This is a genomic window from Streptomyces sp. NPDC041135, assembly GCF_055592085.1.
Genome location: NZ_JBVIYZ010000005.1, coordinates 67,268 through 93,306 on the forward strand (window position 1 = coordinate 67,268; position 26,039 = coordinate 93,306).

The 26,039-nt window shown below is 74.8% G+C and carries 24 protein-coding genes; 11 read left to right on the forward strand and 13 right to left on the reverse strand.

From position 1 onward, the window contains the following. Positions 1-82: 82 nt before the first annotated feature. A complete protein-coding gene (mgrA, locus tag ACZ6CZ_RS13820) occupies positions 83-1,075 on the reverse strand; it encodes an L-glyceraldehyde 3-phosphate reductase (protein ID WP_469019299.1) in 993 nt (330 codons plus the stop codon). 145 nt (positions 1,076-1,220) lie between these two features. On the opposite strand from mgrA, the gene ACZ6CZ_RS13825 reads away from it, so the two are divergent. Then, positions 1,221-2,165 carry a LysR family transcriptional regulator gene (locus tag ACZ6CZ_RS13825; RefSeq protein ID WP_469019302.1) on the forward strand — a complete coding sequence of 315 codons (945 nt, stop codon included), beginning with the start codon at positions 1,221-1,223 and terminating at the stop codon, positions 2,163-2,165. 107 nt (positions 2,166-2,272) lie between these two features. Continuing rightward, positions 2,273-2,788, forward strand: coding sequence for a mycothiol transferase (locus ACZ6CZ_RS13830; protein ID WP_469019304.1), 516 nt, complete (start codon positions 2,273-2,275; stop codon positions 2,786-2,788). On the opposite strand, the gene ACZ6CZ_RS13835 is transcribed toward ACZ6CZ_RS13830, so the two are convergent. The 6 genes from ACZ6CZ_RS13835 to ACZ6CZ_RS13860 form a co-directional block, all read right to left on the reverse strand. Then, positions 2,770-3,840: an adenosine deaminase gene (locus ACZ6CZ_RS13835; RefSeq protein ID WP_469019307.1), complete on the reverse strand. Its 1,071-nt coding sequence runs from the start codon at positions 3,838-3,840 to the stop codon at positions 2,770-2,772. The genes ACZ6CZ_RS13830 and ACZ6CZ_RS13835 overlap by 19 nt on opposite strands. Positions 3,841-3,862: 22 nt before the next feature. Beyond that, a complete protein-coding gene (locus tag ACZ6CZ_RS13840; protein WP_469019310.1) occupies positions 3,863-4,267 on the reverse strand; it encodes a VOC family protein in 405 nt (134 codons plus the stop codon). Between the two features lie 851 nt (positions 4,268-5,118). Further along, positions 5,119-6,024 (reverse strand): aldo/keto reductase, encoded by a 906-nt coding sequence (locus ACZ6CZ_RS13845; protein ID WP_469019313.1) that lies wholly within the window; start codon positions 6,022-6,024, stop codon positions 5,119-5,121. Positions 6,025-6,112: 88 nt separating this feature from the next. Beyond that, complete coding sequence (locus ACZ6CZ_RS13850; RefSeq protein WP_469019316.1) at positions 6,113-6,463, reverse strand: YciI family protein; 351 nt, start codon at positions 6,461-6,463, stop codon at positions 6,113-6,115. A gap of 229 nt (positions 6,464-6,692) precedes the next feature. Continuing rightward, positions 6,693-7,250 carry an NADPH-dependent FMN reductase gene (gene ssuE, locus ACZ6CZ_RS13855; RefSeq protein ID WP_469019319.1) on the reverse strand — a complete coding sequence of 186 codons (558 nt, stop codon included), beginning with the start codon at positions 7,248-7,250 and terminating at the stop codon, positions 6,693-6,695. An 853-nt stretch (positions 7,251-8,103) separates the two neighbouring features. Then, positions 8,104-8,271, reverse strand: coding sequence for a hypothetical protein (locus ACZ6CZ_RS13860; protein ID WP_469019322.1), 168 nt, complete (start codon positions 8,269-8,271; stop codon positions 8,104-8,106). 276 nt (positions 8,272-8,547) lie between these two features. Between ACZ6CZ_RS13860 and ACZ6CZ_RS13865 the strand changes: the two genes are divergently transcribed. Both ACZ6CZ_RS13865 and ACZ6CZ_RS13870 read left to right on the forward strand, forming a co-directional pair. Beyond that, a complete protein-coding gene (locus ACZ6CZ_RS13865) occupies positions 8,548-10,095 on the forward strand; it encodes an SDR family oxidoreductase (protein ID WP_469019324.1) in 1,548 nt (515 codons plus the stop codon). A 58-nt stretch (positions 10,096-10,153) separates the two neighbouring features. After that, positions 10,154-11,527: a cryptochrome/photolyase family protein gene (locus tag ACZ6CZ_RS13870; RefSeq protein WP_469019327.1), complete on the forward strand. Its 1,374-nt coding sequence runs from the start codon at positions 10,154-10,156 to the stop codon at positions 11,525-11,527. A gap of 40 nt (positions 11,528-11,567) precedes the next feature. Here the strand turns inward: ACZ6CZ_RS13870 and ACZ6CZ_RS13875 are convergent, their stop codons facing one another. Further along, entirely contained in the window at positions 11,568-12,602 is a 1,035-nt protein-coding gene (locus ACZ6CZ_RS13875) for a MerR family transcriptional regulator (protein ID WP_469019329.1), read from the reverse strand. Positions 12,603-12,704: 102 nt separating this feature from the next. Between ACZ6CZ_RS13875 and ACZ6CZ_RS13880 the strand changes: the two genes are divergently transcribed. From ACZ6CZ_RS13880 to ACZ6CZ_RS13890, 3 genes are all read left to right on the forward strand, one after another. Then, positions 12,705-13,346, forward strand: a complete 642-nt coding sequence (locus ACZ6CZ_RS13880) for a sigma-70 family RNA polymerase sigma factor (RefSeq protein ID WP_469019332.1) — start codon at positions 12,705-12,707, stop codon at positions 13,344-13,346. A 117-nt stretch (positions 13,347-13,463) separates the two neighbouring features. Further along, positions 13,464-13,910 carry an SPW repeat protein gene (locus ACZ6CZ_RS13885; RefSeq protein WP_469019335.1) on the forward strand — a complete coding sequence of 149 codons (447 nt, stop codon included), beginning with the start codon at positions 13,464-13,466 and terminating at the stop codon, positions 13,908-13,910. A 229-nt stretch (positions 13,911-14,139) separates the two neighbouring features. Then, positions 14,140-16,881, forward strand: coding sequence for a glycoside hydrolase family 2 protein (locus tag ACZ6CZ_RS13890; RefSeq protein ID WP_469019338.1), 2,742 nt, complete (start codon positions 14,140-14,142; stop codon positions 16,879-16,881). 18 nt (positions 16,882-16,899) lie between these two features. Here the strand turns inward: ACZ6CZ_RS13890 and ACZ6CZ_RS13895 are convergent, their stop codons facing one another. The 3 genes from ACZ6CZ_RS13895 to ACZ6CZ_RS13905 all read right to left on the reverse strand — a co-directional run bounded on the left by ACZ6CZ_RS13895 (position 16,900) and on the right by ACZ6CZ_RS13905 (position 19,631). Continuing rightward, positions 16,900-17,676, reverse strand: a complete 777-nt coding sequence (locus ACZ6CZ_RS13895; RefSeq protein ID WP_469019341.1) for a GNAT family N-acetyltransferase — start codon at positions 17,674-17,676, stop codon at positions 16,900-16,902. A 109-nt stretch (positions 17,677-17,785) separates the two neighbouring features. Then, positions 17,786-18,655, reverse strand: a complete 870-nt coding sequence (locus ACZ6CZ_RS13900; protein WP_469019344.1) for a GNAT family N-acetyltransferase — start codon at positions 18,653-18,655, stop codon at positions 17,786-17,788. 259 nt (positions 18,656-18,914) lie between these two features. Further along, positions 18,915-19,631 carry a chaplin gene (locus tag ACZ6CZ_RS13905; RefSeq protein ID WP_469019347.1) on the reverse strand — a complete coding sequence of 239 codons (717 nt, stop codon included), beginning with the start codon at positions 19,629-19,631 and terminating at the stop codon, positions 18,915-18,917. Positions 19,632-19,916: 285 nt separating this feature from the next. Between ACZ6CZ_RS13905 and ACZ6CZ_RS13910 the strand changes: the two genes are divergently transcribed. Next, positions 19,917-21,560, forward strand: a complete 1,644-nt coding sequence (locus ACZ6CZ_RS13910; RefSeq protein ID WP_469019349.1) for an alpha/beta hydrolase — start codon at positions 19,917-19,919, stop codon at positions 21,558-21,560. Positions 21,561-21,734: 174 nt separating this feature from the next. Further along, complete coding sequence (locus ACZ6CZ_RS13915) at positions 21,735-22,259, forward strand: DUF4232 domain-containing protein (RefSeq protein ID WP_469019352.1); 525 nt, start codon at positions 21,735-21,737, stop codon at positions 22,257-22,259. A 43-nt stretch (positions 22,260-22,302) separates the two neighbouring features. Here ACZ6CZ_RS13915 and ACZ6CZ_RS13920 read toward each other — a convergent pair whose 3' ends face one another. Continuing rightward, a complete protein-coding gene (locus tag ACZ6CZ_RS13920; protein ID WP_469019354.1) occupies positions 22,303-23,082 on the reverse strand; it encodes an alpha/beta fold hydrolase in 780 nt (259 codons plus the stop codon). A 161-nt stretch (positions 23,083-23,243) separates the two neighbouring features. Between ACZ6CZ_RS13920 and ACZ6CZ_RS13925 the strand changes: the two genes are divergently transcribed. Together ACZ6CZ_RS13925 and ACZ6CZ_RS13930 are read left to right on the forward strand one after the other, a co-directional pair. Then, positions 23,244-24,338 carry a baeRF3 domain-containing protein gene (locus ACZ6CZ_RS13925; RefSeq protein ID WP_469019357.1) on the forward strand — a complete coding sequence of 365 codons (1,095 nt, stop codon included), beginning with the start codon at positions 23,244-23,246 and terminating at the stop codon, positions 24,336-24,338. Positions 24,339-24,440: 102 nt separating this feature from the next. Beyond that, positions 24,441-25,466: a Gfo/Idh/MocA family protein gene (locus tag ACZ6CZ_RS13930; RefSeq protein WP_469019359.1), complete on the forward strand. Its 1,026-nt coding sequence runs from the start codon at positions 24,441-24,443 to the stop codon at positions 25,464-25,466. 127 nt (positions 25,467-25,593) lie between these two features. Here the strand turns inward: ACZ6CZ_RS13930 and ACZ6CZ_RS13935 are convergent, their stop codons facing one another. Next, entirely contained in the window at positions 25,594-26,007 is a 414-nt protein-coding gene (locus tag ACZ6CZ_RS13935) for an SsgA family sporulation/cell division regulator (RefSeq protein WP_469019362.1), read from the reverse strand. Between the last annotated feature and the right edge of the window lie 32 nt (positions 26,008-26,039).

Consider the following 26,039-nt stretch of genomic DNA (forward strand, 5'->3'; position numbering starts at 1 on the left):
GTGCGGCCCGGCGGAACCACCCGCGTCGCTTCGCGGTCCGGGGCCGGGCCGCGAAGCGGCGGAGTGCCGCGGTGACGGGTCCTCAGCCGTTGACGACCGCGTCGATCCGGGCCAGTTCCTCGGCGTCGAAGTCCAGGTTGGCGATGGCGCCCACGCTGTCCTCGAGCTGGCGGGGGCTGCTCGCGCCCACCAGGGCGGAGGTCACCCGGCCGCCGCGCAGCACCCAGGCCAGGGCGAGCTGGGCCAGGCTCTGGCCGCGGGACTTGGCGATCTCGTCGAGGGCGCGCAGCTTGCCGACGAGGTCTTCGGTGACGGCGTCGGAGCTGAGGAAGGGGCTGTCGCTCGCGGCCCGCGAGTCCTCGGGGATGCCGTCGAGGTAGCGGCCGGTGAGCAGGCCCTGCTCCAGCGGGGAGAAGACGATGGAACCGACCTGGAGGTCGTCCAGGGCGTCCAGCAGGCCCTCGGTCTCCGGGCGGCGGTCGAGCATCGAGTAGCGCGGCTGGTGGATCAGCAGCGGGGTGCCCAGGTCGTCGAGGATGCGGGCGGCCTCCCGGGTCTGCTCGGCCGAGTAGTTGGAGATGCCGACGTAGAGCGCCTTGCCCTGCTGGACCGCCGAGTGCAGCGCGCCCATCGTCTCCTCCAGCGGAGTCTCGGGGTCCGGGCGGTGCGAGTAGAAGATGTCGACGTACTCCAGACCCATCCGCCGCAGGCTGCGGTCCAGCGAGGACAGCAGGTACTTGCGGGAGCCCCATTCGCCGTACGGGCCGGGCCACATCAGGTAGCCGGCCTTGGTGGAGACGACCAGCTCGTCGCGGTACGGCGCGAAGTCCGCCCGCAGGGCCTCACCGAGCGCGGACTCGGCGGCGCCGGGCGGCGGGCCGTAGTTGTTGGCCAGGTCGAAGTGGGTGACACCGAGGTCGAAGGCGCGGCGCAGGATGGCGCGCTGCGTCTCGACGGGACGGTCGGGGCCGAAGTTGTGCCACAGGCCGAGCGACAGCGCGGGGAGCTTCAGTCCGCTGCGTCCGGTGCGCCGGTAGGGCATGTCGGCGTAGCGGTCGGGGTGTGCGGTGTACAACGCGACTCCAGAGGGGTTGGCACACGGTCGGACGGCGCCCCGGAACGGCTCGTTCCAGGGAACCGCTCCTCCTACTCTTCCCCGGGGCGCGGGCAGCGGTCCAACAGGAGAATCCGATGGAATTCAGCGGCTAGGCTTCTCAATCATGGAACTGCGCCACCTCCAGCACTTCGTCGCCGTCGCCGAGGACCAGCACTTCACCCGGGCCGCCGAACGCCTGATGGTGTCCCAGTCGGGCCTGTCGGCGTCCATCCGGGCGCTGGAGCGGGAGCTGCGGGCACCGCTGTTCGTGCGCACCACCCGGCGGGTGACCCTGACCGAGGCCGGGCGGGCGCTGCTGGCCGAGGCCGAGCGCATCCTGGCACAGGTGCGGTCGGCGCACGAGGCGGTCGCCGCGGTGCAGGGCGTCCTGCGCGGCACCCTGGCGCTGGGCACCGAGCAGTGCATCGCCGGGGTGCAGGTGGCGCGGCTGCTGGCGGCGTTCCGGGGCCGGCACCCGGACGTGGAGATCCGGCTGCGCCAGGCGGGCTCGGGCGCGCTGGCGGAGGAGGTCGCGGCCGGCCGGCTCGACCTGGCCTTCGCCTACCGCACCCAGGCGGACAGCGACCAGCTGCGCTCGGTGCCGCTGACCAGCGAGCCGATGACCGTGCTCTGCCATCCCGGCCACCGGCTCGCCTCGGCGGGCGCCGTCCTCACCCCGGACGACCTGGCCGGTGAGGTCTTCGTCGACTTCCACCCGGACTGGGGCCCGCGCCGCACCACCGACGCCGCGTTCGGCGCCCTCGGTATCCGGCGCACGGTCGCGCTGGAGGTCAACGACGTGCACAGCCTGCTGGACCTGGTCGACGAGAACCTCGGCATCGCCGTCGTACCCCGGCACTTCCGCCACAAGCGGCCCGCGCTGACCGCGCTGCCGCTGAAGGAGACGGGCGGGGCCCGTTACGAGACGGTGGCCCTGCTGCCGCCCGACCGGGCCACCAGTCCGGCGGCCCGCGCGCTCGTCACCCTGCTCGGGACGGACGGCGAGGCGGCGCCCGAGGACACACCACCCGTGGAGGCGGCGCCCATGCACGGTTCGCAGCCGTCCTGAGGATCGGCGGCGCATACCGCCGGGCGGCCGCGGGAGGCGGATTCCGGCCGCGCGGCGGACGGCGGTTTCCGGACGCACGGGGGACGCCGATGCGCCATGGTGGTCGTATGCATGCGAAGGACATCCTCATCGACGGCTACGGCCGCATCCAGGAAGAGGTCCACGCCGCCCTCGACGGCCTCGGCCCCGACGACCTCCATCACCGCCCGGCCCCCGGCGCCAACTCGATCGCCTGGCTCGTCTGGCACCTCACCCGGGTCCAGGACGACCACGTCGCCGACGCCTTCGACCGGGAACAGGTGTGGCTGTCGGACGGCTGGGAGAAGCGGTTCGGCCTCGATCTGCCCCGTCAGGACACCGGCTACGGGCACAGCCCGGCGAAGGTCGCCAAGGTGCGGGTCGACTCCGCCGAGCTGCTGACCGGGTACTACGACGCCGTCCACGAGCAGACCCTGGCCGCGCTGCGCGGGCTCGCCGCCAAGGACCTCGAACGCGTGGTGGACGAGCGCTGGGACCCGCCGGTGACCCTGGGCGTCCGGCTGGTGAGCGTCCTGTCCGACGACCTCCAGCACGTCGGACAGGCCGCCTACCTGCGCGGGCTGCGTCAGAGCGCGGCCGCGTAACCCGGCAGGACCACGTCCTCCAGGAGGGCCTTGCGCTCGTCGAACGGGATGAACGCGCTCTTGACGGCGTTCACCGTGACGGTGCGCAGGTCCTCCACCGTCCAGCCCGCCTCCTCGACCAGCAGCGACATCTCACGGGTCATCGTCGTGCCGGACACCAGCCGGTTGTCGGTGTTGAGGGTGACCCGGAAGCCCAGGTCCTTCAGCGCGGTGATCGGGTGCTCGGCGATCGAGGTGGCGCAGCCCGTCTGGAGGTTGGAGGTCGGGCACATCTCCAGCGCGATGCGCCGGTCGCGCACCCAGCCCGCGAGGCGGCCGAGCTTGCCGTCGACGATGTCCTCGGTGAGGCGCACCCCGTGGCCGATCCGCTGGGCGCCGCACACCTGGAGGGCCTGGTGGATGCTGGGCAGGCCGTGCGCCTCGCCGGCGTGGATGGTGAACGGCACGCTCTCGCGGCGCAGGTGCTCGAACGCGGCGAGGTGGTCGGCGGGCGGGAAGCCGTCCTCGGCGCCCGCGATGTCGAAGCCGACGACACCGGCGTCGCGGTAGGCGACGGCCAGGTCGGCGGCCTCACCGACCCGGTCGAACATCCGCATCCCGCACAGCAGGGTGCCCACGCGGACCGGGGTACCGGCCGCGGCCGCCTTCGCCATGCCGGCGGCGAGGCCCTCCTGCACGGTCTCGACGACCTCGTTCAGGGTCAGCCCGCCGTTGACGTTCAGCTCGGGGGCGTAGCGCACCTCGGCGTAGACGACACCGTCCGCCGCCAGGTCCAGGACGTACTCCTCGGCCGCCCGCAGCAGGCCCTCGCGGGTCTGGAGCACGGCCAGGGTGTGCTCGAAGGTGGCTATGTAGCGGACCAGGTCACCGGAGGCGGCGGCCTCGACGTACCAGGCGGCCAGCTCGTCGGGGTCGGTCGTGGGCAGCGTGTGGCCGACCGCGGCCGCGAGTTCGACGACGGTGGCGGGGCGCAGGGCGCCGTCGAGGTGGTCGTGCAGCACGGCCTTGGGCAGCCGGCGGAGCGTGTCGGTGTCGATGCGGGGCGCGGTCATGGCGTGGTTCCTCGGCAGTGGTTCAGTCGGTTGCGGGGGTGGCGGGCTGGAGCAGGTCCCAGCGGTTGCCGTACAGGTCCTGGAAGACGGCGACGCTGCCGTACGGCTCGTGCCGCGGCTCCTCCAGGAAGGTGACGCCGGCGGCGCGCATGCGGGCGTGGTCGCGGGCGAAGTCGTCGGTGTGCAGGAAGAAGCCGACGCGGCCTCCGGTCTGGTCGCCGATCCGGGCCCGCTGCTCCGCGCCCTTGGCACGGGCGAGCAGCAGTCCGGTGCCGCCGCTCGGCCCTCCGGGCTCGACGACGACCCACCGGGCTCCGTCGGGCCGCGGCGCGTCCTCGGCCACCCGGAATCCGAGGGCCTCGGTGTAGAAGCGGATCGCCTCGTCGTAGTCGTCGACGACGAGGGTGACCAGGGCGATACGTCTCATCGGAACCTTCAGAGCCTTCCGGCGGGGGTGGTTAGCGGGAGAGGTTATACGTAAAACTTCGAGGATGCCAGTTCCTCCCGGAGGGTGGGGCGGGAGGCGGGTCGCCGGGCATCGAGGGGGCGGGTCACGCCCCCTCGATGCCCGGCGGGGTGGGCCCGGACCTGTGCCGCGGGGGCACCGGACGCGTCCCGCGGGACACGCGCCGGGGGCACGCGGCCGGGGCACCCGTGAAGCCCGGAGGGGCCCGAGGGGCGGCAGGGGCCGGAGGGGCGGAGAGAGACCGCAGGGGCCCTACGGGCCGGCGAGGGACCGGGGGCCCCGGAGGGTGGGGCGGGAGGCGGGCCGGAGGCATCGAGGTGGCGGGTCACGCCCCGCCGCCGCCCCACCGGACGCCCGTCGGGCGGCCCCCGACGCGTCCCGCGGGGCACACGCCGGGGCACACGTCCGGGACACCCGGGAGGCCCAAGGGGCCGGAGGGGCCGGAGGGCCCGCACGAGCCGCAGGCGCCGCAGAGGCCCTAGGAGCCGAGAGGCCCTAGGGGTCGCGGAGAGGCCGAGAGGCCGAAGGGTCCCGGGGGGTCCGGAGGGTCCGGAGAGGCCGCAGGGTCGGAGAGACCGCAGGGGCCCCACGGGCCGGCGAGGAGCCTGAGGGTCCGTGGAGCCGGAGGGCCGGAAGGGCCAATAGGGGGTGCAGGAGTTGAGAGGCCGTAGGGGCCCGGCCCTAAGGTCGCAGAGACCATGGGGGCCGGAGGGCGGAAGGGCCGGAAGGGCTGGAGAGGCCGGGCACGCCGGACGAGCCGGAGAGGCCCGGGCAGGCCGGGGAAGCCGGGCGGGCCGGGGGCCTGGGTGGGGTCAGTTGGTCTGGGTGTGCAGGGCGGCGAGGCGGTCGAGTTGTTGCGGGGTGAGGCGCAGTGCGCCGGCGGCGACGTTCTCGGCGAGGTGGTCGGGGTTGCCGGTACCGGGGATGGCCAGGACGTGCGGGCCCTGGTTCAGGGTCCAGGCGATCCGCACCTGCGCGGGGGTCACGCCGTGCTCGGCGGCGACGGCACGTACCTCCCCGTCGTGGGCTCCGGCCGCGCCGTGCGCCGCGCCCTCGCCGGCGACGGCGTAGAACGGCACGAAGGCGATGCCCGCCGCACCGCACAGGCGCAGCATCTCGTCGTCGACCGGGTCGGGGCGGTCGAGGGCGTACCGGTTCTGCACGGACACCACCGGCGCGATCGCCTGTGCCTCGTGGAGGTGGCGGGGCTCCACGGCGGAGATCCCTAGGTGCCGGATCAGGCCGGCCTCGCGCAGTTCGGCGAGCGCGCCGAAGTGCTCGGCGATCGAGTCCTGGTTCATGCGCCGCAGATAGACCAGGTCCAGGTGGTCGCGGCCGAGCTGGCGCAGGTTCTCCTCCACGTGGCCGCGCAGCTCCTCGGGCCGGGCCCCGGTGCCCCACTCGCCCTGGTAGTCGCGGTAGGGGCCGACCTTGGCGGCGATGACCAGGTCGTCGGCGTACGGGGACAGCGCGGTGTTGATGAGTTCGTTGGCCGAACGCAGGGAGGAGAAGTAGAAGGCGGCCGTGTCGATGTGGTTCACCCCCAGCTCGACGGCCCGGCGCAGCACCCGCAGCGAGCGCTCCCGGTCGCTGGGCGTGCCGAGGTGGAAGGCGGCGCTGCCGGTCAGCCGCATCGCGCCGAAGCCGATGCGGTGGACGGGCAGATCGCCGAGGTTCCAAGTGCCGGACGCGTGCGCGGTGATCGTTTCAGAGGTCATCGGCGCAGTCTCGCACGGCCCCGGTCCCCTGCTCCTGACAACAGCGGGAAGCGGCCGCGCGGACGCCTCGACGGGCCCGGTGACCGGGTCAGTGGGTGTCCGCGAAGGCGCGTACCTCGATGGGCAGGGTGGTGGCCAGTGCGGCCTTCCTGCCCCACCCCAGGGCCTCGTCCAGGTCGGCGGCCTCGATGAGGCAGAGCCCGCCGAGGTACTCACCGCCCTCGGCGTACGGCCCGTCGCTGGTGTGCACCTCGCCGTCCGCGGGGCGCAGCACGGTGGCCGTCTCCGGGCCCTGGAGGCCGCCCGCGAAGACGTAGGCGCCGGCGTCGCGCAGCTCCTGGTCGAACGCCTCGACGTCCCGCATGATCGTGGCGAGCGAGTCCGGGGCGGGCGGCTCACCAGCGGCCGGCTGGACCACGCTGAGCAGGTAGTGCGTCATGGCAGGCTCCTTCGTTCCCACGCCTGCGGTCGGCGGCGGCGCGGGGATGTCGAACGGGTTCCCCTCCTCCTACACGAACGGCGGTCACCGCGCCCGGCACCGCGCCCCGGGCAGCCGGAGGAATTACCGCACCCGGCCCGCCGGGAACCGCGCGCGCGGGCCGCGCGGCCACTCCCGGCGCCGTGGTGGTCGTCGAAAGCCGTCCAAATCGTGATCCGCGTCGCGATCCTCAGCCCGCCGCCGCCAGGACCGGGATGCGGGTGGTCAGGGCGGTCGAGAACTGGTCCACCACCTGGGCCAGTGCCTCACTGGCGGCCGGGGCCACGGAGAGCGTCCCGTCCTCCCGCACGGTGATGTCCTTGTCGAGGGTGAACCAGCCTTGGACTATGTGGGCGGCGCCCATGGAGTTGAGCACCGGGCGGAGCGCGTAATCGATGGCGAGGACGTGTGCGGTCGAACCGCCGGTGGCGAGCGGCAGCACGGTCTTGCCGCTGAGCGCGTACTGCGGCAGCAGGTCGAGCAGGGCCTTCAGGACGCCGGAGTACGACGCCTTGTACACGGGGGTGGCGACCACGACCCCGTCGGCCCGCGCCACCAGGTCGGTCGCCTCGACGATGGCCGGGTGCCGGAAGTCGGCGCCGAGCAGGGCCTCGGCGGGGATGGTGCGGACGTCGAGCGGGACGACCTCGTGGCCCTGTGCCGTCAGCCGCTGGTCCAGATGGCGCAACAGGCGGCCGGTGCGCGAGGAGGCGGACGGGCTGCCGGAGAGGGACAGGACGGTGGCCATGGGTGCCTCTTTCTTGCGGTGCGGTGCGGTGCGGAGTGGAGTGGTGGCGAGCGGAGCGAAACGTCGCGGGCAGAGGAGGAAGCGACCGGAGGCGCCTGACCGGGTGGTTCCGCGCGGCAGCCGCATGCGTGGCGGGCGCGGGTGAGGGGGATTCAGGTCACGGGCTCTCTCGGACACGCCGAATGCCGGGCACGCCTTGTCGGTTTGTCGGTGACGTCGGTGGCGCTTTCCGAATGCGCGCTGCGTGTCGAATCCGGGGCAGGCGGATCGGTGGCATGCCGAATCCGGTGCATGCCGAATTCAGGGTGAGCCGAATGCCGTGTGCCGGGCGGGAATCGTGGCGCCGGGAGAGGTGCTCGAGGCGCGGCGGACCGGGAGGGGCAGGTCAGGCCGCGGTGCGACAGGAGGTGCTGGAGACGCGCGCGAGGTCGACATGGCGTCGCCGCGTGAGGTCCAGTCGCATTGTCATGTCGTCGATCGTGGCAGTCGCCCCGGGAGCCGTCAAGAAGAACCCGGACGGGTCTCGCATCGCGGACCAGCGCCTTTCATCCGGCCGTAACAGGGAAACGGGGCAACGCAATTACGGACGGCCGTTCTCCCTCGCCGTGCGGCTCTGACGGCCGGTCACCCGGCGACCCCCGGCGCTGCCCGGCTCACGTCACCGCCGGCCCGGCAGCACCTCCGCGGGCGCGGCCCGCGGCGCGCTCCCTCCAGGACCCAAGTCCGTGCGTCACGCGCCGTGTTGCCGTGTCGCCGTCTCACAGTGTGCCGACACGGCTCGGGGCGGGTCCGCTCGTCAGCAGTACCCGCCCCGTCCGCTTCGCGGCACCCGCCCCGCTCGGTTCCCGTGGCGTCAGTCGTCGTCCTGGGCCGGGATCACGACGAGGAAGGCATCGGACTTCAGGTCCATGACCACAGTCGCGGCCTCCCCCTCGGCACGGCGCGCGGCGGCGTACTCCTCGGCCGGCCAGGAACCGCGAGGAGAACCCGCGGGAAATCGCTCCAACACCTTCGCACTCATGGCGGCGGACACCTCCTGCGTCGACGAACGGGACGAACTGGCTGAACTCAATGAACTGAATGAACTGGCCGAACAGAATCAAGGGGATCGACTGGATCAAGTGGCTGAACCGGTTGTACCCGCTGCGATCCGCCTGCCCGGCATCCGCACTGTCATGCCCCTGCGTGCGTGGTTCCTCCGTTCGGAGTGCGCGCATCCGCCGGCGGCGTCCCCGTGGAAGGGATCACAGGGGGCCGGCAGGCCCCGGCGACAGGGACCGAGGGAAGGGCCGGACCGATGAGCGGTGACGACTCGGGCGGCGGGCCGCGCTGCCTGGTGACGGGGGCCACGGGGTACATCGGGGGGCGCCTGGTGCCCGAGCTGCTGGGCGCCGGGTACCGCGTGCGCTGCCTGGCCCGCTCCCCCGGCAAGCTGCGCGACCACCCCTGGACGGCGGACGTGGAGGTGGTCCGCGGCGACGTGACCGACGCGGATTCCGTCGCCGGGGCGATGCGGGACGTCGACGTGGCCTATTACCTGGTGCACGCGCTGGGCAAGCCGGGCGGCTTCGAGGAGACCGACCGCCGGGCGGCGCGCGTCTTCGGCGAGGCGGCCCGCGCGGCCGGCGTCCGGCGCATCGTCTACCTCGGCGGACTCACCCCGGCCGGCGTGCCGGAGCGCGAGCTGTCGCCCCACCTGCGCTCCCGCGCGGAGGTGGGCCGCATCCTGCTGGCGTCGGGCGTGCCGGCCACGGTGCTGCGCGCGGCGATCGTCATCGGCTCCGGGTCGGTCTCCTTCGAGATGCTGCGCTACCTCACCGAGCGCCTGCCCGTGATGGTCACCCCGAGCTGGGTGCGCACCCGGATCCAGCCGATCGCCGTACGGGACGTACTGCGCACCCTCGTCGGCAGCGCGCGCATGCCCGCCGAGGTCAGCCGGGCCTTCGACATCGGGGGGCCGGAGATCCTGACGTACCGGGAGATGATGCTGCGCTACGCGGCCGTGGCCGGGCTGCCCCGCCGGCTGATCTTCCCGGTGCCGGTGCTCAGCCCGCGGCTGTCCAGCCTGTGGGTCGGCCTGGTCACGCCGGTGCCCGCGGGCATCGCCCGGCCGCTGGCGGAGTCGCTGCGCCACGAGGTGGTGTGCCGCGAGCACGACATCACCCGGTACGTGCCCGACCCGCCGGGGCATCCGGTCGGCTTCGACGAGGCGGTCCGGCTCGCCCTGCTGCGGGTGCGGGACGCCCAGGTGGCCACCCGCTGGTCGTCCGCCGCCGTACCCGGCGCGCCGAGCGACCCGCTGCCCACCGACCCCGACTGGGCGGGCGGCAGCCTCTACACCGACCGGCGTGCGGTCCGGGTCGACGCGCCGGTGGACGCCCTCTGGCGGGTCGTCGAGGGCATCGGCGGTGAGAACGGCTGGTACTCCTTCCCGCCGGCCTGGGCGCTGCGCGGCTGGCTGGACCGGCTGGCCGGCGGGGTGGGCCTGCGCCGGGGGCGGCGGGACGCCCAGCGGCTGCGGGTCGGCGACTCGCTGGACTTCTGGCGGGTGGAGGAGATCGAGCCGGGCCGGCTGCTGCGGCTGCGGGCCGAGATGCGGCTGCCGGGGCTGGCCTGGCTGGAGATGTGCGCCGAGCCGGACGGCAGCGGCCGCAGCCGGTACCGCCAGCGCGCCCTGTTCCATCCGCACGGGCTGCTCGGACACGCCTACTGGTGGAGCGTCTCGCCCTTCCACGCGGTGGTGTTCGGCGGGATGGCCCGCAACATCGCGCGGGCCGCCGAGAGCGAGGGGGCGGTCACCCGGACGAGGGATCGCCGGCCCGCCCGCATCCGCCGCGGCCGGTGACCCGGAAGCACAGGGTGAGCCCCCTTCCCTTCCCCCGTCCCCGTACCGGAGCCGCGCCATGAACGTCTCGGTCGTCCTGTTCACCGCCGACCTGCGGCTGCACGACCACCCCCCGCTGCGGGCCGCGCTGGAGGGCGGCCGTCCCGTGGTCCCGCTCTTCGTGCGCGACCCGGGCGTGGACCGGGCCGGGTTCGCCGCACCCAACCGGCTCGCCTTCCTCGCCGACTGCCTGCGCTCCCTGGACGGCGGGCTGCGCGAGCGCGGGGGGCGGCTGGTGGTCCGCTCGGGCGAGCTGGTCGAGGAGGTGTGCAAGGTGGTCGCCGAGGCGGATGCCGACGAGGTGCACCTGGCGGCCGACGCCAGTGCCTTCGCGCACCGGCGGGAGCAGCGGCTGCGGCAGGCGCTGGAGGCGGACGGGCGGCGGCTGCACGTCCACGACACGGTGACCACCACGGTGGCGCCCGGCAGGCTGACCCCGGCGTCCTCCGATCACTTCGCGGTGTTCACGCCGTACTTCCGGCAGTGGTCGCAGCAGCGGCTGCGGGACACCCTGGACGCGCCCCGCGCGGTGCGCGTCCCCGAGGGGATCGCCTCCGAGGAGCTGCCCGGCCGCCCCGTCCCGGCCGCGCTGTCGCCGGGGCTGGCCGCCGGGGGCGAGGAGGCGGGGCGGCAGCGGTTCTCCGCCTGGCTGCGCTCGGGCGTGAGCGCGTACGAGGGCGGCCACGACGACCTGGCCGGCGACGCGACCTCCCGGCTCTCGCCGTACCTGCACTTCGGCACGCTCTCCCCGGTGGAGCTGGTGCACCGCACGCGTGCGGCGGGCGGACCGGGCGCGGAGGCCTTCGTGCGGCAGCTCGCCTGGCGCGACTTCCACCGGCAGGTGCTGGCCGCCCGGCCGCAGGCGGCCGGTACCGACTACCGCACCAAGCACGACCGCTGGCGGACCGAGCGCACGGCGCGCGAGGACATCGCGGCGTGGCGGGAGGGCCGTACCGGTTACCCGGTGGTCGACGCGGGGATGCGCCAGCTGCGCCACGAGGGCTGGATGCACAACCGGGCCCGGCTGCTGACCGCGAGTTTCCTGGTCAAGACGCTGTACGTCGACTGGCGGGTGGGCGCCCGGCACTTCCTCGAGCTGCTGGTGGACGGGGATCTCGCCAACAACCAGCTCAACTGGCAGTGGATGGCGGGCACCGGCACCGACACCCGTCCCAACCGCGTGCTCAACCCGGTGACCCAGGGCAAGCGGTACGACCCCGACGGCGGGTACGTGCGCCGGTGGGTGCCCGAGCTGGCGTCGCTCACCGGGGCCGCCGTGCACGAGCCGTGGCGGCTGCCGGCGCCGGAGCGGGCGGCGATCGACTACCCGGAGCCGATCGTGGAGCTGTCCGAGGGCCTCGCCCGCTTCCGGCGGGCCCGCGAACGGGAGTGAGGGTCCCCGGGCCGGCCGGGTCCGGTCGGTGCAGCCGTGGTCAGTCCGGCGCGGTGGGCCGGAGTGCCCGGTAGAGGGCGTCGAGGGTGCCGAGGGCCTCATGCAGGTTCGCCGGGCGCGGCATCCCGCGCAGCGGGCGTCCAGCCCAGCCCGGGCCGCCCAGCAGGACCGCGGGCTGCCGCCGGGCGCCCTTGACGCCCCACTCGGCGGAGGCGATGTGCCGGGCCAGCGGCGGACTCGCCGAGGACCGCGACTGCGCCCACAGCACCACGGCGGCGGGACCCAGCCGCCGTACCGCGGCGGTCAGCGCCTCCGCGGGCACGGCGGCGCCGAACATCCTGGTCGGGACGCCCAGCTCGCCGAGCCCGGCGTTGAGCGCCTCCAGCGGCAGGGTGTGCTCCTCACCGGGCACGCAGGCCAGCACCACCGGGCCGGGGGCCCCGGCGCCGTCGGCGGTCGCCGGGGGGCGGGTGTGCCGGCGCAGGGTGGTGGAGACGTGCCAGGACAGCAGGTGCTCCACCTCGACGTAGCGGTCCCCCGACGACGCCCACTTGCGGCCGACGGCGTGCAGGGTGGGCACGATCACCTCGTGCCAGGCGGTGGCCACGCCGTGCTCGGCGACGGCGGCGGCGAGCCGGTCCTCGACGGCGGCGGCGTCCAGCCGCACGGCGGCGCGGGCCAGTCCCCGGCACTCCTGCCGTACGTCGCCCAGCGGCAGCGCGCCGGCCGCCCGGGACCGCGTGGGCGCGACGGACACGGCGGCGGGGGGCGCCGTCCCCGCTCCCTGTTTCGCCGCGCGGGCGGCCTCGGCGGGCGGCACGCCGCCGGCGGTCAGCCGGCACATGGTCTCCAGCATGGCCACGTCGGCGGGCGTCCAGCGCCGGTGGCGGCCGTCGGCGCGCACGGCCGGCCCGATGCCGTAGCGGCGGTCCCAGGACCGCAGGGTGGTGGGCGAGACGCCGAGCCTGCGGGCCAGCGCGCCGGTGGTGAGCCCGGTGTCCGCGGCGGACGGCGGGCGGCCGGGGCCCGTAGTGGAGGTCCCGCCGTCGGTCCGGTCCGTCCCGATCGTGCTCATGCACCGACTATACGACGCAGAAACGATGCGAGTTGATCGCCCGGTCCGGCGGCTCCCAGGATGACGGCGACGGAATCCGACGGTATGGGAGGAGCCGCGGTCATGACTCCGCTTGCGGCCACTGTCCCCCGGGACCGGGCCGGCGCCGCACCGCCGCAGGCACCGGCCGGGGAGACGTTCAGCGACGAGCAGCTCGCGCGGGGCCTGGTGGCGGGCGACGAGGCCTGCTGGAGCGCCGCGTACCGCCGCTGGTCGTCGCTGGTGTACACGCTGGCCCGGCGTTCGCTCGGCGACGCGGGTGAGGCCGAGGACGTCACCCAGCAGGTGTTCCTCGGGGTGTGGCGCGGACGCGGCACCTACCGGCCCGAGCGCGGTCCGCTCGGCGGCTGGATCGTCGGCATCACCCGCCGCAAGGTGGCCGACGCGCTGTCGGCGCGGACCCGGCGCGGGGAGCTGACCGCCGCGGCCGGCTCGGCCCTGGCCTCCGCCGACCCGCGGGCGGACGCGCCCGAGGCGGTCCTGGACCGGGTGCTCGTCGGGCACGAGCTGGACCGGCTGCCCCCGGCGCAGCGACGGGTGCTGCGGCTGGCCTTCTACGAGGACCTGACCCAGCCGCAGATAGCCGCCCGCACGGGCTGGCCGCTGGGCACCGTCAAGAGCCACGCCCGGCGCGGGCTGCACCGGCTGCGCGACCGTCTGGAGCCCGCGGCGCAGGCGGCCGGGGAGGAACCGGCGTCCATGTGAGCCGCACACATGTGCTACCCCTACACATAAGGGAGCAACAGGCGCAAAATGGATATGCGGCGCACAGCAGCTGCCGCGTCCGGCGCGGCCAGGCCCGGAAGCCGAAGGAGACGGATCATGGCCAACGTCTCGCGCACCCGGGGTGACATGACGAGCCACCCCGACGCCCCCGAGATGCGGGAGCGCTACGACCGCGTGCTCGGCGGCCGCGACGTGGTGCTCGTGGACGGACCGGTCTTCCTGCTCGGGCTGTACTGCGCGGCGTCCCCGTGGATCCTGCACTGCACACTGAGCCAGCCGGCCCTGGCGACGCACAACCTGATCATGGGCATCGCCATCGGTGTACTGGCGCTGGGATTCACCGCGGCCCCGGCCCGGATGTACGGCCTCAGCTGGGCCATGTGCGCCATGGGCGTCTGGATGGTCGTCGCACCCTGGGTGGTGGGCAGCGGCCCGGACGCCGGGGTGATCGTCAACAACATCGTCATCGGCGCGCTGGCGCTCGCCCTCGGGCTCGTGTGCGCCGCCACGGCGGCGAAGAGCGCCCCCAGGAGCCACCGGTAACACAGTCCAGAGGGAAAGGAAGTGGGACACATACAACGGCACACGGAGAGAACCGGGGCCGGTCCGCCCGGGCGGACCGGCCTCGGCGTGCGGGCGGACGGCCTCGGCGTGCGGGCGACCGGGTGACGGGCGGGGGCGTCGCCGACGCCTGGCGGCCGCCCGGTGCTTGACTCGTCGTCAGCCGTGCCCCGGCCCGGCCCCGAGTCGCTCCCCGAGGCTGGAGACCGCCGTGTTCCCTCGCCCCGCCCCCCGGCACCGCCTCACCATGGCCGCCGCGGCACTGGGCCTGCTGTGCTCGCTGCCCGCCCTGGCCTGGGCCGGGTCACCCACCGCCGCCGCCGGGCCGGAGCGGACGTCCTCACCGCACGGCCGGGCCGAGGTCACCCGGGTGCCGTCCGCCGCCGGGTCCCGCACCCCGCTGAGGGGCTTCGCCGTCCGCTCCACCGCGCAGACGCCCGACCCCGCCTCCGCCGTCTCCTCCCCCGGTTACCCGGCCACCGGCTGGTACCCGGCGGGCCCGCGCTCCACCGTCCTCGCCGCCCTCCTCGCCAACGGCGTGTACGGCGACCCGTTCTACTCCACCGCCCAGCGGAAGATCCCCAGGTCGGCCTTCCAGGTGCCCTGGTGGTACCGCTCGGACTTCACGGTCGCCGACACCTCCCGGCGCACCTACCTCGACGTCAGCGGGGTGGTCTCGGCGGCCGACGTCCACGTCAACGGCCACCGGGTGGCCCGGGCCGCCGCCGTCACCGGCGCCTACACCCGCCACGAGCTGGACATCACCGCGCTGGTCAGGGCCGGCACCAACACCGTCGCCCTCCGGGTCGAGCCCAACGACCCGAACAAGCGGCTCACCATGGGCTGGCTGGACTGGCTCCAGCCGCCGCCCGACGAGAACATGGGCATCGTCCGGGACGTCGTGGTCCAGCGCGGCGGCCCCGTCGCCCTGCGCGACGCGCACGTGGTCACCGCCCTGAAGGTGCCCTCGCTGGCGAGCGCCGACCTCACCGTCCGGGCACGGGCCCGCAACGACTCCGCCGCACCGGTCCAGGCACGGATCACCGGCAGCGTCGCCGGCACGCGTCTGGCCAGGACCGTCCGGCTCGCCCCGCACGAGACGAAGACCGTCACCTTCTCCCCCGCCGACACCCCGGGCCTGCACCTGACCTCGCCGAAGGTGTGGTGGCCGGCCGGGATGGGCGGCCGGCCGCTGTACGGCCTGGACCTCACGGCGTCCGTCACCGGGACGGTGTCGGACACCGCGCACCGCACCTTCGGCATCCGGGACGTGCGGGCGCCCCTGAACGCCGACGGCGCCCGGGAGTACCGGATCAACGGCCGCAGGCTGCTGATCAAGGGCGGCGGCTGGTCACCGGACGAGTTCCTGCGCTGGGACCCGGTCTACACCGAGGACCGCCTGAAGTACGCCCTCGACCTGGGCCTGAACACCATCCGCCTGGAAGGGCACCTGGAGCCCGACGAGTTCTTCGACCTCACCGACCGCTACGGCATCCTGACGCTGCCCGGCTGGGAGTGCTGCGACAAGTGGGAGGGCAACGTCAACAGCGGTGAGAAGGGCGAGCGGTGGACGGAGGCCGACTACCCGGTCGCCCGGGCCTCCATGGCCGCCGAGGCCGCCCGGCTGCGCGACCACCCGAGCGTCGTCTCCTTCCTCGTCGGCAGCGACGCCGCGCCCGACGAGCGGATCGAGAAGACCTACCTGGACGCGCTCGCGGCCGCCGACTGGTCCGTGCCCGTGGTCGCCGCCGCCTCCGACGCCGCCTCCCCGCGGCTCGGCCGCTCGGGCATGAAGATGACCGGCCCCTACGACTGGGTGCCGCCGGGCTACTGGTACGCCAAGCGCGAGGGCGGGGCCACCGGCTTCAACTCCGAGACCAGCGCGGGCCCCGACATCCCCACCCTGGACACCCTGCGCCGGATGCTGACCCCCGCCGAGCTGGACACCCTCTGGAAGCAGCCCGGCGCCCGGCAGTACCACCGCTCCCCCTCGGCCGTCTTCGACACCCTCCAGCTCTACGACCGCGCCCTCACCGGCCGTTACGGCGCCCCGGCCGGCCTCGCGGACTACGTACGCAAGGCGCAGCTGGCGCAGTACGAGAACGTCCGGGCGCAGTTCGAGGCCTACGCGCGCAACGCCACCGACGCCTCCGCCCCCGCCACCGGTGTCGTCTACTGGATGTTCAACAGCGGCTGGACCTCGCTGCACTGGCAGCTGGTGGACCGTCACCTCGACCAGGGCGGTGCCTACTTCGGCACCAAGAAGGCCAACGAGCCGCTGCACGTGCAGTACTCCTACGACGACCGCTCGGTCGTCGTGGTGAACAACCGGCACGGCTCCGCGACCGCGCTGACCGCGCGCGCCACCCTGTCCGACCCCGACGGCACCCGCAGGTACGACCGGACGGTCCCGGGCGTGACGGTGCGCGGCGACGGCGCGCACAGCACCGTGCTCACCCTGCCCGCGGCCGTGGACGGACCGGCGGCGACCCGTCTGCTCCGCCTGACCCTGACGGACGCCGGCGGCCGCGAGGTCAGTCGGAACGTGTACTGGCTGTCCACCCGGCCGGACACCCTCGACTGGGCGCACACGGACTGGTACCACACGCCGACGACCGGTTACGCCGACCTCACCGGGCTGTCCTCGATGGCCCGGGTGCCGGTGGCGGCGACGGCGGTGACCACGGCGTCGGGCGCCGTCTCCACGACGACCGTGACCCTGCGCCGCACCGGTACCGGCGGGACGCCGGCGCTGCTGACGGACGCCCATCTCGTCGACGCCGCGGGCCGGCCGGTGCTGCCGGTGCGCTGGTCGGACAACGCGGTCAGCCTGTGGCCGGGTGAGTCGGTGAGGCTGACGGCCACCTACCGCACGGCCGACCTGCACGGCTCCGCGCCACATGTGCGGATCTCCGGCTGGAACACCCCGCAGCACACCGTCCCGGCGGCGTGAGCGGCCGGGACCCGCGGGTCAGCCGCCGTGCAGGTACGGCGTCGTCCTGCTCAGCGCGGCGAAGCCCAGGCGTTCGAGGATGGGGCGGCTGAGCTGCGAGGCGTCGACCTGGAGGTAGCGGTAACCGCGGTCCGCGGCGACCCGGGCGCGGTGGGCGACGAGGGTCCGGTAGAGCCCGCGGCCCCGCCAGGCCTCGACGGTGCCGCCGCCCCACAGTCCGGCGAACCGGGTGCCGGGCACGAGTTCCATCCGGGCGGCGGCGACCGGTTCGTCACCGGCGAGCGCGACGACGGCGACGACCGTGTCCGGGGCGGCGGCCAGCCGGTCCAGCATCTGGTGGCGCAGCCGGGTGCCGTCGCCGCCGAAGGCCCGCTCGTGCACGGTGACGAGGAGGTCGACGCCGGCCGCGTCGGTGACGCTCAGCAGGCGGACGCCGTCGGGCGGCCTCGCGTCCAGCGCCGTCCGGGCGGTCTCACCGACCATCAGCGTCTCCTCCGGCTCGGGCCGGAATCCGGCGGCGGCGAGCCGGGCGCCGAGGTCGCGCGGGCGGTCGTGGGCGTAGAGCTTCCACTCGAAGCCGCGTCCGAGCGCGGTGTAGTGGGTGATCTGGTCGGCGATGGCCCGGTCCGCGTCCCGCTCGTCCAGCGCCGACCAGAGGATGCCGTTCCAGCCGTGTCCGTCGGCGACCTGGCGCACCACGCCGCCGGCGCGTTCGACGCGGGCGCCGGGGCCGTCGGGCCGGGCCCCCTGGCGCATGTCCCGGTCGTAGAGGGCGAGTACCGCCGCGTGATCCATGGGCTCACTCCAGCAGCCGGGGCGCCGGCGGGCAACGGGATTACCGGCCGCGAGGCGCGGCACCGGCGCCCGTACGCCCCGCGGCGTGATGTCCGAACGCCCGGGTGGATCAGCCGAGTTCGAGTGTGGTCACCCCGAAGACCCGTTCCTGGGCGTGGGGGCGCACCGGGCCCGTGTACATGCGGGCGGTCTCGAACGAGGGGGTGAGTCCGGCCTCCCTGGCGAGCGCGGTGCCCGCGGTGTTCGGCTCGGGCACGTCGATGGCGACCTCGCGGCCGGCGGCGTCGGCGGTGAGGGCGGCGAACAGCGCCCGGGCGTCCTCGGGGGTGTCGGCGAACAGCGGGCCGATGCGCAGGCTGTCGCGGCCGGGGCGGATGACGCCGTAGCCGGTGAGGCGGTCGCCGTCGTGGCGGACGACGCCGCGGTGGCCGGGCCCGGTCAGCCACTCGGCGAGGAAGCGCGGACGGTCGGCCGGGACGCAGGCGCCGTCGTAGGCGGTGACGGCGGGGAGGTCGGCGGGCGTGGCGGGGCGGACGCCCGGATCGGCTCCGGGGGCCGGGCGGCCGGCGGCGCCGACGGTGCCGGTGAAACGGACGGTCCGGTAGGCGAGTTCGAAGCCCGACTGGCGGTAGTTGTCCTGCTGGGCGACCACTCCGTCGAGACCGACGGTGCGGTCGCCGGCGTGGGCGAGCGCCGTCTTCCACGTCGTGAGGCCGTAACCGCGGCCCCGCAGGTCCGGGCGGACCAGGTAGCAGCCGAGGAAGGCGTAGTCCGGGCCGTAGGTGACGACGGAGACGGCGGACACCGGCTCGCCGTCGACGCGGCCGAGGAAGAACCCGTCGGGGTCCTGGGCGAAGAAGGCGGCGCCGTCGGCCAGGCCGGGGTTCCAGCCCTCGTCGGCCGCCCACCCGCTGATCACCGGCCAGTCCTCGGGGGTGGCCTGCGTGACGACGAGGTGCTGGGGGGCCGCTGAGGTCATCGGTGCGCTCCGTTCGCGTAGGCGTCGGCCGGCGCGGCATCCGCGCCGCCCGCAGCATCCTTCCCGATCACCGCGCGATGCGCCAAGCCGGGACCGGCCGCCGCGAGGCACCCGGCAGGGGGCCAACGAACCGGGCGGGAAAGGCCGTTGAGGGAGCGGATCCGGTGCGGGGCCGGCGCGGGCCGCGCCGGCCGCGCCCGCGGCGGGCCCGCGTGCAAGGCGGCCGCGGGCTCGCGGCGGGGCGCCTGAGCCGGGCCGGTCAGCTCTCGCGGCGGGGCCGGAAGCGGCGGTACAGGGCCGTGCCGGTGATCAGGAGCACGGCGCTCCCGGCGACCGCGGGCGCCGTCAGGTCCGCCCCGGTGTGGGCGAGCGCGGCCGCGGGCGGCTCGGCGGCCGGGGGCCGCGGTGCGGGACGGTGCGTACGGGGGGCGGCGGGCTCGGGCGGCGCCTGCGGCGCGGGGGCGTCGGGCTCGTCACCGGGGCCGTTGTCGGACCGGTTGCCCACGGCCGGGTTGCCGATGCCGACCACGTTCACGGAGTTGCCGCTGACGTTCACGGGGAGGTCGACCGGGAGCTGGAGGCCGTTGCCGGAGAGCACTCCGGGTGAATCCTTTCCTCCGCCGTGCGCGGAGGCCCCGCCCGAGGTGGCCGAGCCACCGTCCCGGCCCCGGCCGCCGGCGCTGGCGCCGGACGTCCCGCTGTGCCGGTCGCGCGCGCCCGGTCCGGTGTTCGCGCACGTGTTGCCCGCGGCCGGGTTCAGCAGCCCCACCACGTTCACGGTGTTCCCGCACACGTTCACCGGGACGTGCACCGGGAGCTGGACGGTGTTGCCGGAGACCGCCCCGGGCGAGCCGACCGCGGAGCCGTCCGCGGCGGCGCCCCCTGCCGCGAACGCGGCGGAGACCGGCAGGGCCACGGCCATCGCGCCGGAAGCGGCGACGACCGCGATCACACCGTTTCGGGTAACCCGTTTCATCGGTTCACTGCCTTCCAGACATGGTCACGGGCGCTCGCCCGCACCGGATAAAACGCGGGCGAACCATCCGAGTTATGGCTTATCTGCCTTTCACCCCATCGAGTGGCACGGCTATCGAACCGGCGGTAAAGCAGTCGAATGAGCGTTTCCGTCGCCTCCCGTCCCGCCCGCACGACGGGTCACCGGGTGCCGCGCCACCCGTCCGGAGGCGTGCCGTCCGGGGTCCGCTTATGGTGAGCGGGAGCGCTGTCCACGGTCCGCTGCGGGACGTATCGGGAGGCATCGATGCTGGCCAAGCAGGTGCGACGGGCCGGCGTCCGGCGCTGCGCGGGCGCCTCGGCGCTCGCCCTGGCGCTGTTCGGCGCCGGGCTGCCCGCGGCCACGGACGGCATCACGGCCGCGCAGGAGACACAGGGGGCGCAGGAGGCGGAGCAGGCACAGGGGGCGCAGGAGGCGCAGCCCGACCTGACCCGCTTCTACCGGCAGAAGGCGGTCTGGGCGGCCTGCGAGGGCGCGGACATGCCCAAGGACCTTCAGTGCGCCAGGGTCACCGTGCCGCTGGACTACGCCCGGCCCCGCGCGGGCACCCTCGACCTGGCGCTGGCGCGCTACCGGGCCACGGGCGCCTCCCAGGGCTCGGTCCTGCTGAACTTCGGCGGCCCCGGCGGCCCCGGCGTCAGCCAACTCGCCCAGGACGGCAAGCAGTACATGGACCTGACCAACGGCTACGACGTGGTCACCTTCGATCCGCGCGGCGTCGGCCGGTCCTCCCCGGTCAGCTGCGGCGAGGGCACCGAGGAGGCGTCGGCGGCGATGGACCCGGCCGCCGACCTGCGCCATCCGCAGGCCCTGCTCGAGAGACTGCGGCGGGCGGCCGCGCAGTGCGCCGAGAACTCCGGCCCGGTGCTGCCCCACATAGGCACCGTGAACGCCTCCCGGGACCTGGATGTCATCCGCCAGGCGCTCGGCGACAAGAAGCTCAACTACCTGGGCTTCTCCTACGGGACCCGGCTCGGCGCGGTGTACGCGGCGCAGTTCCCGGACAAGGTGGGGCGGGTGGTGCTGGACGGCGTGGACACGCTGACCGAGTCCCTGGCCGAGCAGGGGGTGGCGGGCGCGGAGGGACAGCAGACGGCGCTGGACGACTTCCTCGACTGGTGCGTGACGGACATCGCCTGTCCGTTCGGGCAGGACCGGCGGCTGGCCGGGAAGCAGATCGTCCAGGTGGTGCGCTCGCTGGACGAGAACCCGGTGCCGGACGACTTCGGTGGCCGGCTCACCGGCCAGGACCTGGTCGGCGCCATCGGCCAGGCCCTCTACAGCAGGCAGCTGTGGCCCTCGCTGGAGCGGGCCCTGGCCTCGCTCGTGCAGGACGGCGACACGCGCGGCGTGCAGAACTTCGCCACCGGCGGCCAGACGGTCGCGGTGCGCGGGCACCGGCACGACGGCGGGCTGGTCAGCCCCGACGACGTCCCCATGGACAACCTGCCGGCCGCCCTCATGGCGATCAACTGCGCGGACGACCCCGACCGGCCCACCTCGGCCCAGGTCACCCGGGACCTCGCCGGGCTGCGGGCCGCCTACGAGCGGGCGTCGCCGGTGTTCGGCCGCTACCGGCTCACCCAGGTCCTGATGTGCTACGGCCGCCCCCGGGGCACCACCTTCATCCGCGACCGGGTCAAGGACGTCGACAGCGCTCGGATGCTGCTGGTGGGCACCCGGGGCGATCCGGCGACGCCGTACCGCTGGACCGTGGAGACGGCCCGGCGGCTGGGCCCGGCGGCGGTGGTGCTCGACAACAAGGGCGAGGGCCACACCGGCTACTCCTCCTCCAAGTGTGTCCACCGCACCGTCGACGAGTTCCTGCTGTACGGGTCTCTCCCGGCCGGCGGGGGCTCCTGTCCCGCCGACACCCGGGGCGGCGGCTGAGCCCGCGGGCCGCGATCCGGCCGCAATTGCGCCCGAGTGATGACAGCAACCACGCAAGCGGGTAACAGGCGGCATTGCGGGCAACCGTGTGCGCATCCCGGCCGTCACAGTGGGCAGGCGTGCTCAGGTCAGGCGCCACCCGCACAGGACCGGAACAGGAACAGGGGAACTTCCATGCGTGTCCGCACCGCCCTCGCCGTACCCGCCGCCTCGGCCGTCGCCGCGGCCCTGCTGCTCACCGCGCCGCCGAGCGAGGCCGCCGCGGCACCGGCCCGCACCGCCGCCTGCCCGGCCTCGTCGCTGACCGTGCGGGCGAAGGCCGCGACCGGCGACACCCGGGTGGTGCGCGTCAGCGTCACCCACCGCGGCGCCCACGCCTGCACCGTGGACCGGGTGCCCACGGTGACGTTCGGGGACCTGGACGGGGCCGCCCTGCCGGTGCCGGCCGGCGGCAGCGGGACGTACCGGCTCGCCGCGCACGGCACCGCGTACGCGGCCGTGCGCACGATCACCGACCCGGCGGACCCGGAGGCCCGCCAGGTGCCGGGCATCGCCGTGGCCGCGCGGGCCTCCTTGCGCGGCCGGGCGTTCACCGCGGCCGATCTGGGCACCGGGAAGACCGTCCGGGTCTGGGAGCCGGTGACGACGTGGTGGCAGCCGTCGGCGGCGGCCGCCGACCGGGCCCTGAAGCACGGCTGAGGGACGACGCCGGCGGCCCGGCCGGGCAGGCGGGGCCGGTCGGTCAGGGCCGGTCGCTCAGGAACCGGTCCAGGGCGGCGGTCAGTTCGGCCGGTTTCTCCACCGGCAGTTCGTGGCCCGCGTCGATGATCCGGACTTCCGCGTCCGGGTAGGCCGTGGCCATCCGCAGCATCTGCCGCACGGGCAGCTGGACGTCGTGGCAGCCGTGCACCAGCAGGACGGGAATCGTGATCTCGCCGACCCGGTCCAGGACGTCGAAGGCCCGCATGGCGCCGTAGAGCGTCATCACGACCTCGCGCGGGATGCCCGCGGAGGCCCGGATGTAGGAGCGGACCTCCTCGCGCGGGTGGCCCGGGGCGAAGGCGCGCTGGATGTTGGCGGCCACGAACAGCTTGAACGGCACCAGCGTGGAGGCCGCCATCAGCAGGCCGCGGCCCCGGCTGTAGGTCATCCGGCTGATGGAGTTGACGAGCACCATCCGCTCCACCCGCCCGGGGTGGGTGAGGGCGATGCTCTGGCAGATCATGCCGCCCATCGAGTGGCCGATCAGCACGCACCGCTCGATGCCCAGGCGGTCGAGCAGGGCGAGGACGTCCCACGCCAGCCCTTCGATGGCGCGCACCCCGGCCCCACTGCTCTCCCCGTGCCCGCGCAGGTCGAGCCGGACCACCCGGCGCCGCCCGGCGAAGTGGGCGAGCTGGTGGTCCCAGCGGTGCCGGTCGGCCGTCCAGCCGTGCACGAACACCAGGGGCGCGCCGGCGCCGTCGCGGGGGCCCTCGTCGTCGTACGTCAGGGTCGCGCCGTCGACCTCGAGCTGCGGCATGGAGCCTCCTGGTGTGCGGTGCGCCGGCCGGAGCTGCCGCCCAGCCGGTTACTGACCGGTACGGTAACCGGCCCGGCCGTCCGCCGTCACCGGTCCGGGGCCGTCGGCTGCCCGGTACGACCCCGAATGCCCCGTACGTCATTCGGCCCTATCGTTCTGTTATGGAGCACGCACTGAGTCCGTCGACCCTCGCCGAGCTGCGACGTCCGCGTCCCTACCCGGCCGTCTCCGTACTGACGCCCACGCACCGCCGGGAACGCGGCGGCGGCCAGGACCAGGTCCGGCTGCGCAACGCGGTCACCGAGGCCAAGAGACGGCTGGAGTCCGATCCCGCGGTCACCCGGTCCCGGCGCGGCGACGTCGTCGACCAGCTCGACCGGGCCCTGGCCGAGGTGGACCTGGCCCACGCCGAGGACGGTCTAGCGATCTTCGCCGCTCCCGGCGAGCACCAGGTGTGGTCCCTGTCCCGCAGCGTGCCCGAGCGCGTCGTGCTCTCCGACACCTTCCTCACCCGCAACCTCGTCTCCGCGCAGGCCGCCCACCGCCCGTTCTGGGTGCTGTCGATCGCCGCCGACCGCGTCACGCTGTGGGACGGCGGCGCCGACCGGGTCGTCGCGGTCACCGGGGGCGCCTTCCCGATGGTCAGGGACCGGGTGAACTTCGACGCCGAGCGGCTCCAGCGGGTCGGTGACACGCCGAGCATCCACCGCGACGAGGACGTCCGGCACTTCCTGCGCGACGCCGACCTGGCGATGACCGCGCTGCTGCGCACCGCCCCGCGTCCGCTCTACGTCACCGGCACCGAGGCGGGCCTGTCGCTGCTGGACGAGATCGGCGGGATCGCCAAGTGCGCCGTACCCGTCCCGCACGGCGGTCTGGCGCACGGCACGCCCGAGGCCGTGTGGCAGGCGGTACGGCCGGTGCTGGCGGCGGAGGCCGACCGGGTCGCCGGCGCCGTGGCCCACGAGCTGGACGGGGCGCGCGGCCGCAAGGAGTTCGCGGCCGGCGTGGACGAGCTGTGGCAGAGCGCCCGGGAGGGCCGGGTGCGGCTGCTCGCGGTGGAGGAGAACTACCGCGCGACCGTCCGCGAGGCCGGGGAACACCTGGAGCCGGCCGCCGACGGTGACCTCGACGCCCGCGACGACATCGTCGACGAGATCGTGGAGCAGTGCCTGGAGACCGGGGCGGACGTCCGTTTCGTCCCCGACGGCACGCTGAGCGACGCGGACGGCATCGCCGGGGTCCTGCGGTACTGAGACACCGAACCGGCGCCCGGCGCCCCCGACGCGCTCCTCTCTGCGGTGTCCTCCCGGCGGCGTACGCTACGGCGTGATCACCGGCCGAGAGGGGAAGCGCACGTGGGTGACCTGCTGGGGGTAGCGGTACTGGGTGCCGGCCACATGGGAGCCGACCACATTCGGCGCCTGGATCAGGTGGTCAGCGGCGCCCGGGTCGCGGCCGTGGCCGACCCCGACACCGAGCGGGCGAAGGAGGCCGTGGCCGGCCTGGCCGGGGTGAGCGTGCACGGCGACCCGGCCGCTGCGCTGGACGCGCCCGGCGTCCGGGCCGTGCTGATCGCCTCCCCCGGCCCCGCGCACGAGGAGGCGCTGCTCGCCGCCTTCGCGCGCGGCCTGCCGGTGCTGTGCGAGAAGCCCATGGTGCCGGACTCCACCGGTGCCTTGCGGGTCGTGGAGGCCGAGACGCGGCTCGGGCGGCGGCTGGCCCAGATCGGCTTCATGCGCCGCTACGACACCGAGTACCGGCGGCTGAAGGCCCTGCTGGACGGCGGCGGCCTGGGGCGGCCGCTGATGCTGCACTGCACCCACCGCAACGTCTCCTCCCCCGACCACTTCACCAGCGCCATGCTGATCGACAGTTCCGTCTCGCACGAGATCGACGCCGCCCGCTGGCTGCTCGGGCAGGAGCTGACGGCCGTGACGGTGCTGCGTCCGGCGCCCTCGACGGGTGCCCCGGAGGGCCTGGCCGACCCGCAGTTCGTGGTGTTCGAGACCGACCGCGGCGCCCTGGTGGACGTGGAGGTCTTCGTCAACTGCGGGTTCGGCTACCAGGTCCGCTGCGAGGCGGTGTGCGAGGCGGGCAGCGCCCGGATCGGTGACGATCACGGCATGACCGTCACCGCCCGGGGCACCGCCCGCCGGGAGGTGGCGCAGGACTACCTGGCGCGGTTCGCCGACGCCTACGACCGCGAGGTGCAGGCGTGGGTGGACGCCACCCGCCGCGGAGAGGTCACCGGACCCAGCGCCTGGGACGGCTACGCGGCCTCGGTGGTCGCCGAGGCCGGGGTGCGGGCGCTGGAGACCGGTGTGCGCACGGCCGTCGAACCGGCCCCGCGCCCGGAGCTGTACGGCGGCGCCGCGCACTGAGGCGTGGCGTGCGGTGCGCGGTGGGCCGCCCGCGCGGCCGGGGCGGCGCGGCCGGGCGGAACGGCGCCCGCGTCACAGGGTGCCCCCGCGGCACACTGCGTCCGGGCCGTCCGCCGGTGACGGCCACTCAGACCCCGCCGAACAGGGCGCTGAGACCGCGTTCGACGACCGCGGCGACGTCCTCCCGGCCGGGCGCCGCCACGGCGTGCGTGCGCAGCAGGAAGCGGCGCAGCGCCGCCGTGTCGAACTGGAGCACGGCGAGCCCGTGGGGCGAGTGGAACTCCAGGACGGTACGGGCGCGGTCGCAGGGCCAGATCTGCACGTCCCCGGTGCCGGCCGGGGCCCCGAGGCCCTCGCTGAGCAGGGAGCGCGCGAAGGTCCAGGTGACGCTCTCGCCCTCGAGGGCCGCCTCGGGTGGGAAGTCGACGAAGACGGCCAGCGGATCCCCCGAGGTGTAGCGGAGGGTGGCCGACACGGGGATCTCCTCGTCCTCGGCGGTGACCAGGCAGGCACGGGTGGGCTGTTCGACTGTGATGTCCATGCCTGTAGGAGTCCGCGGAGGGCGTTCACATG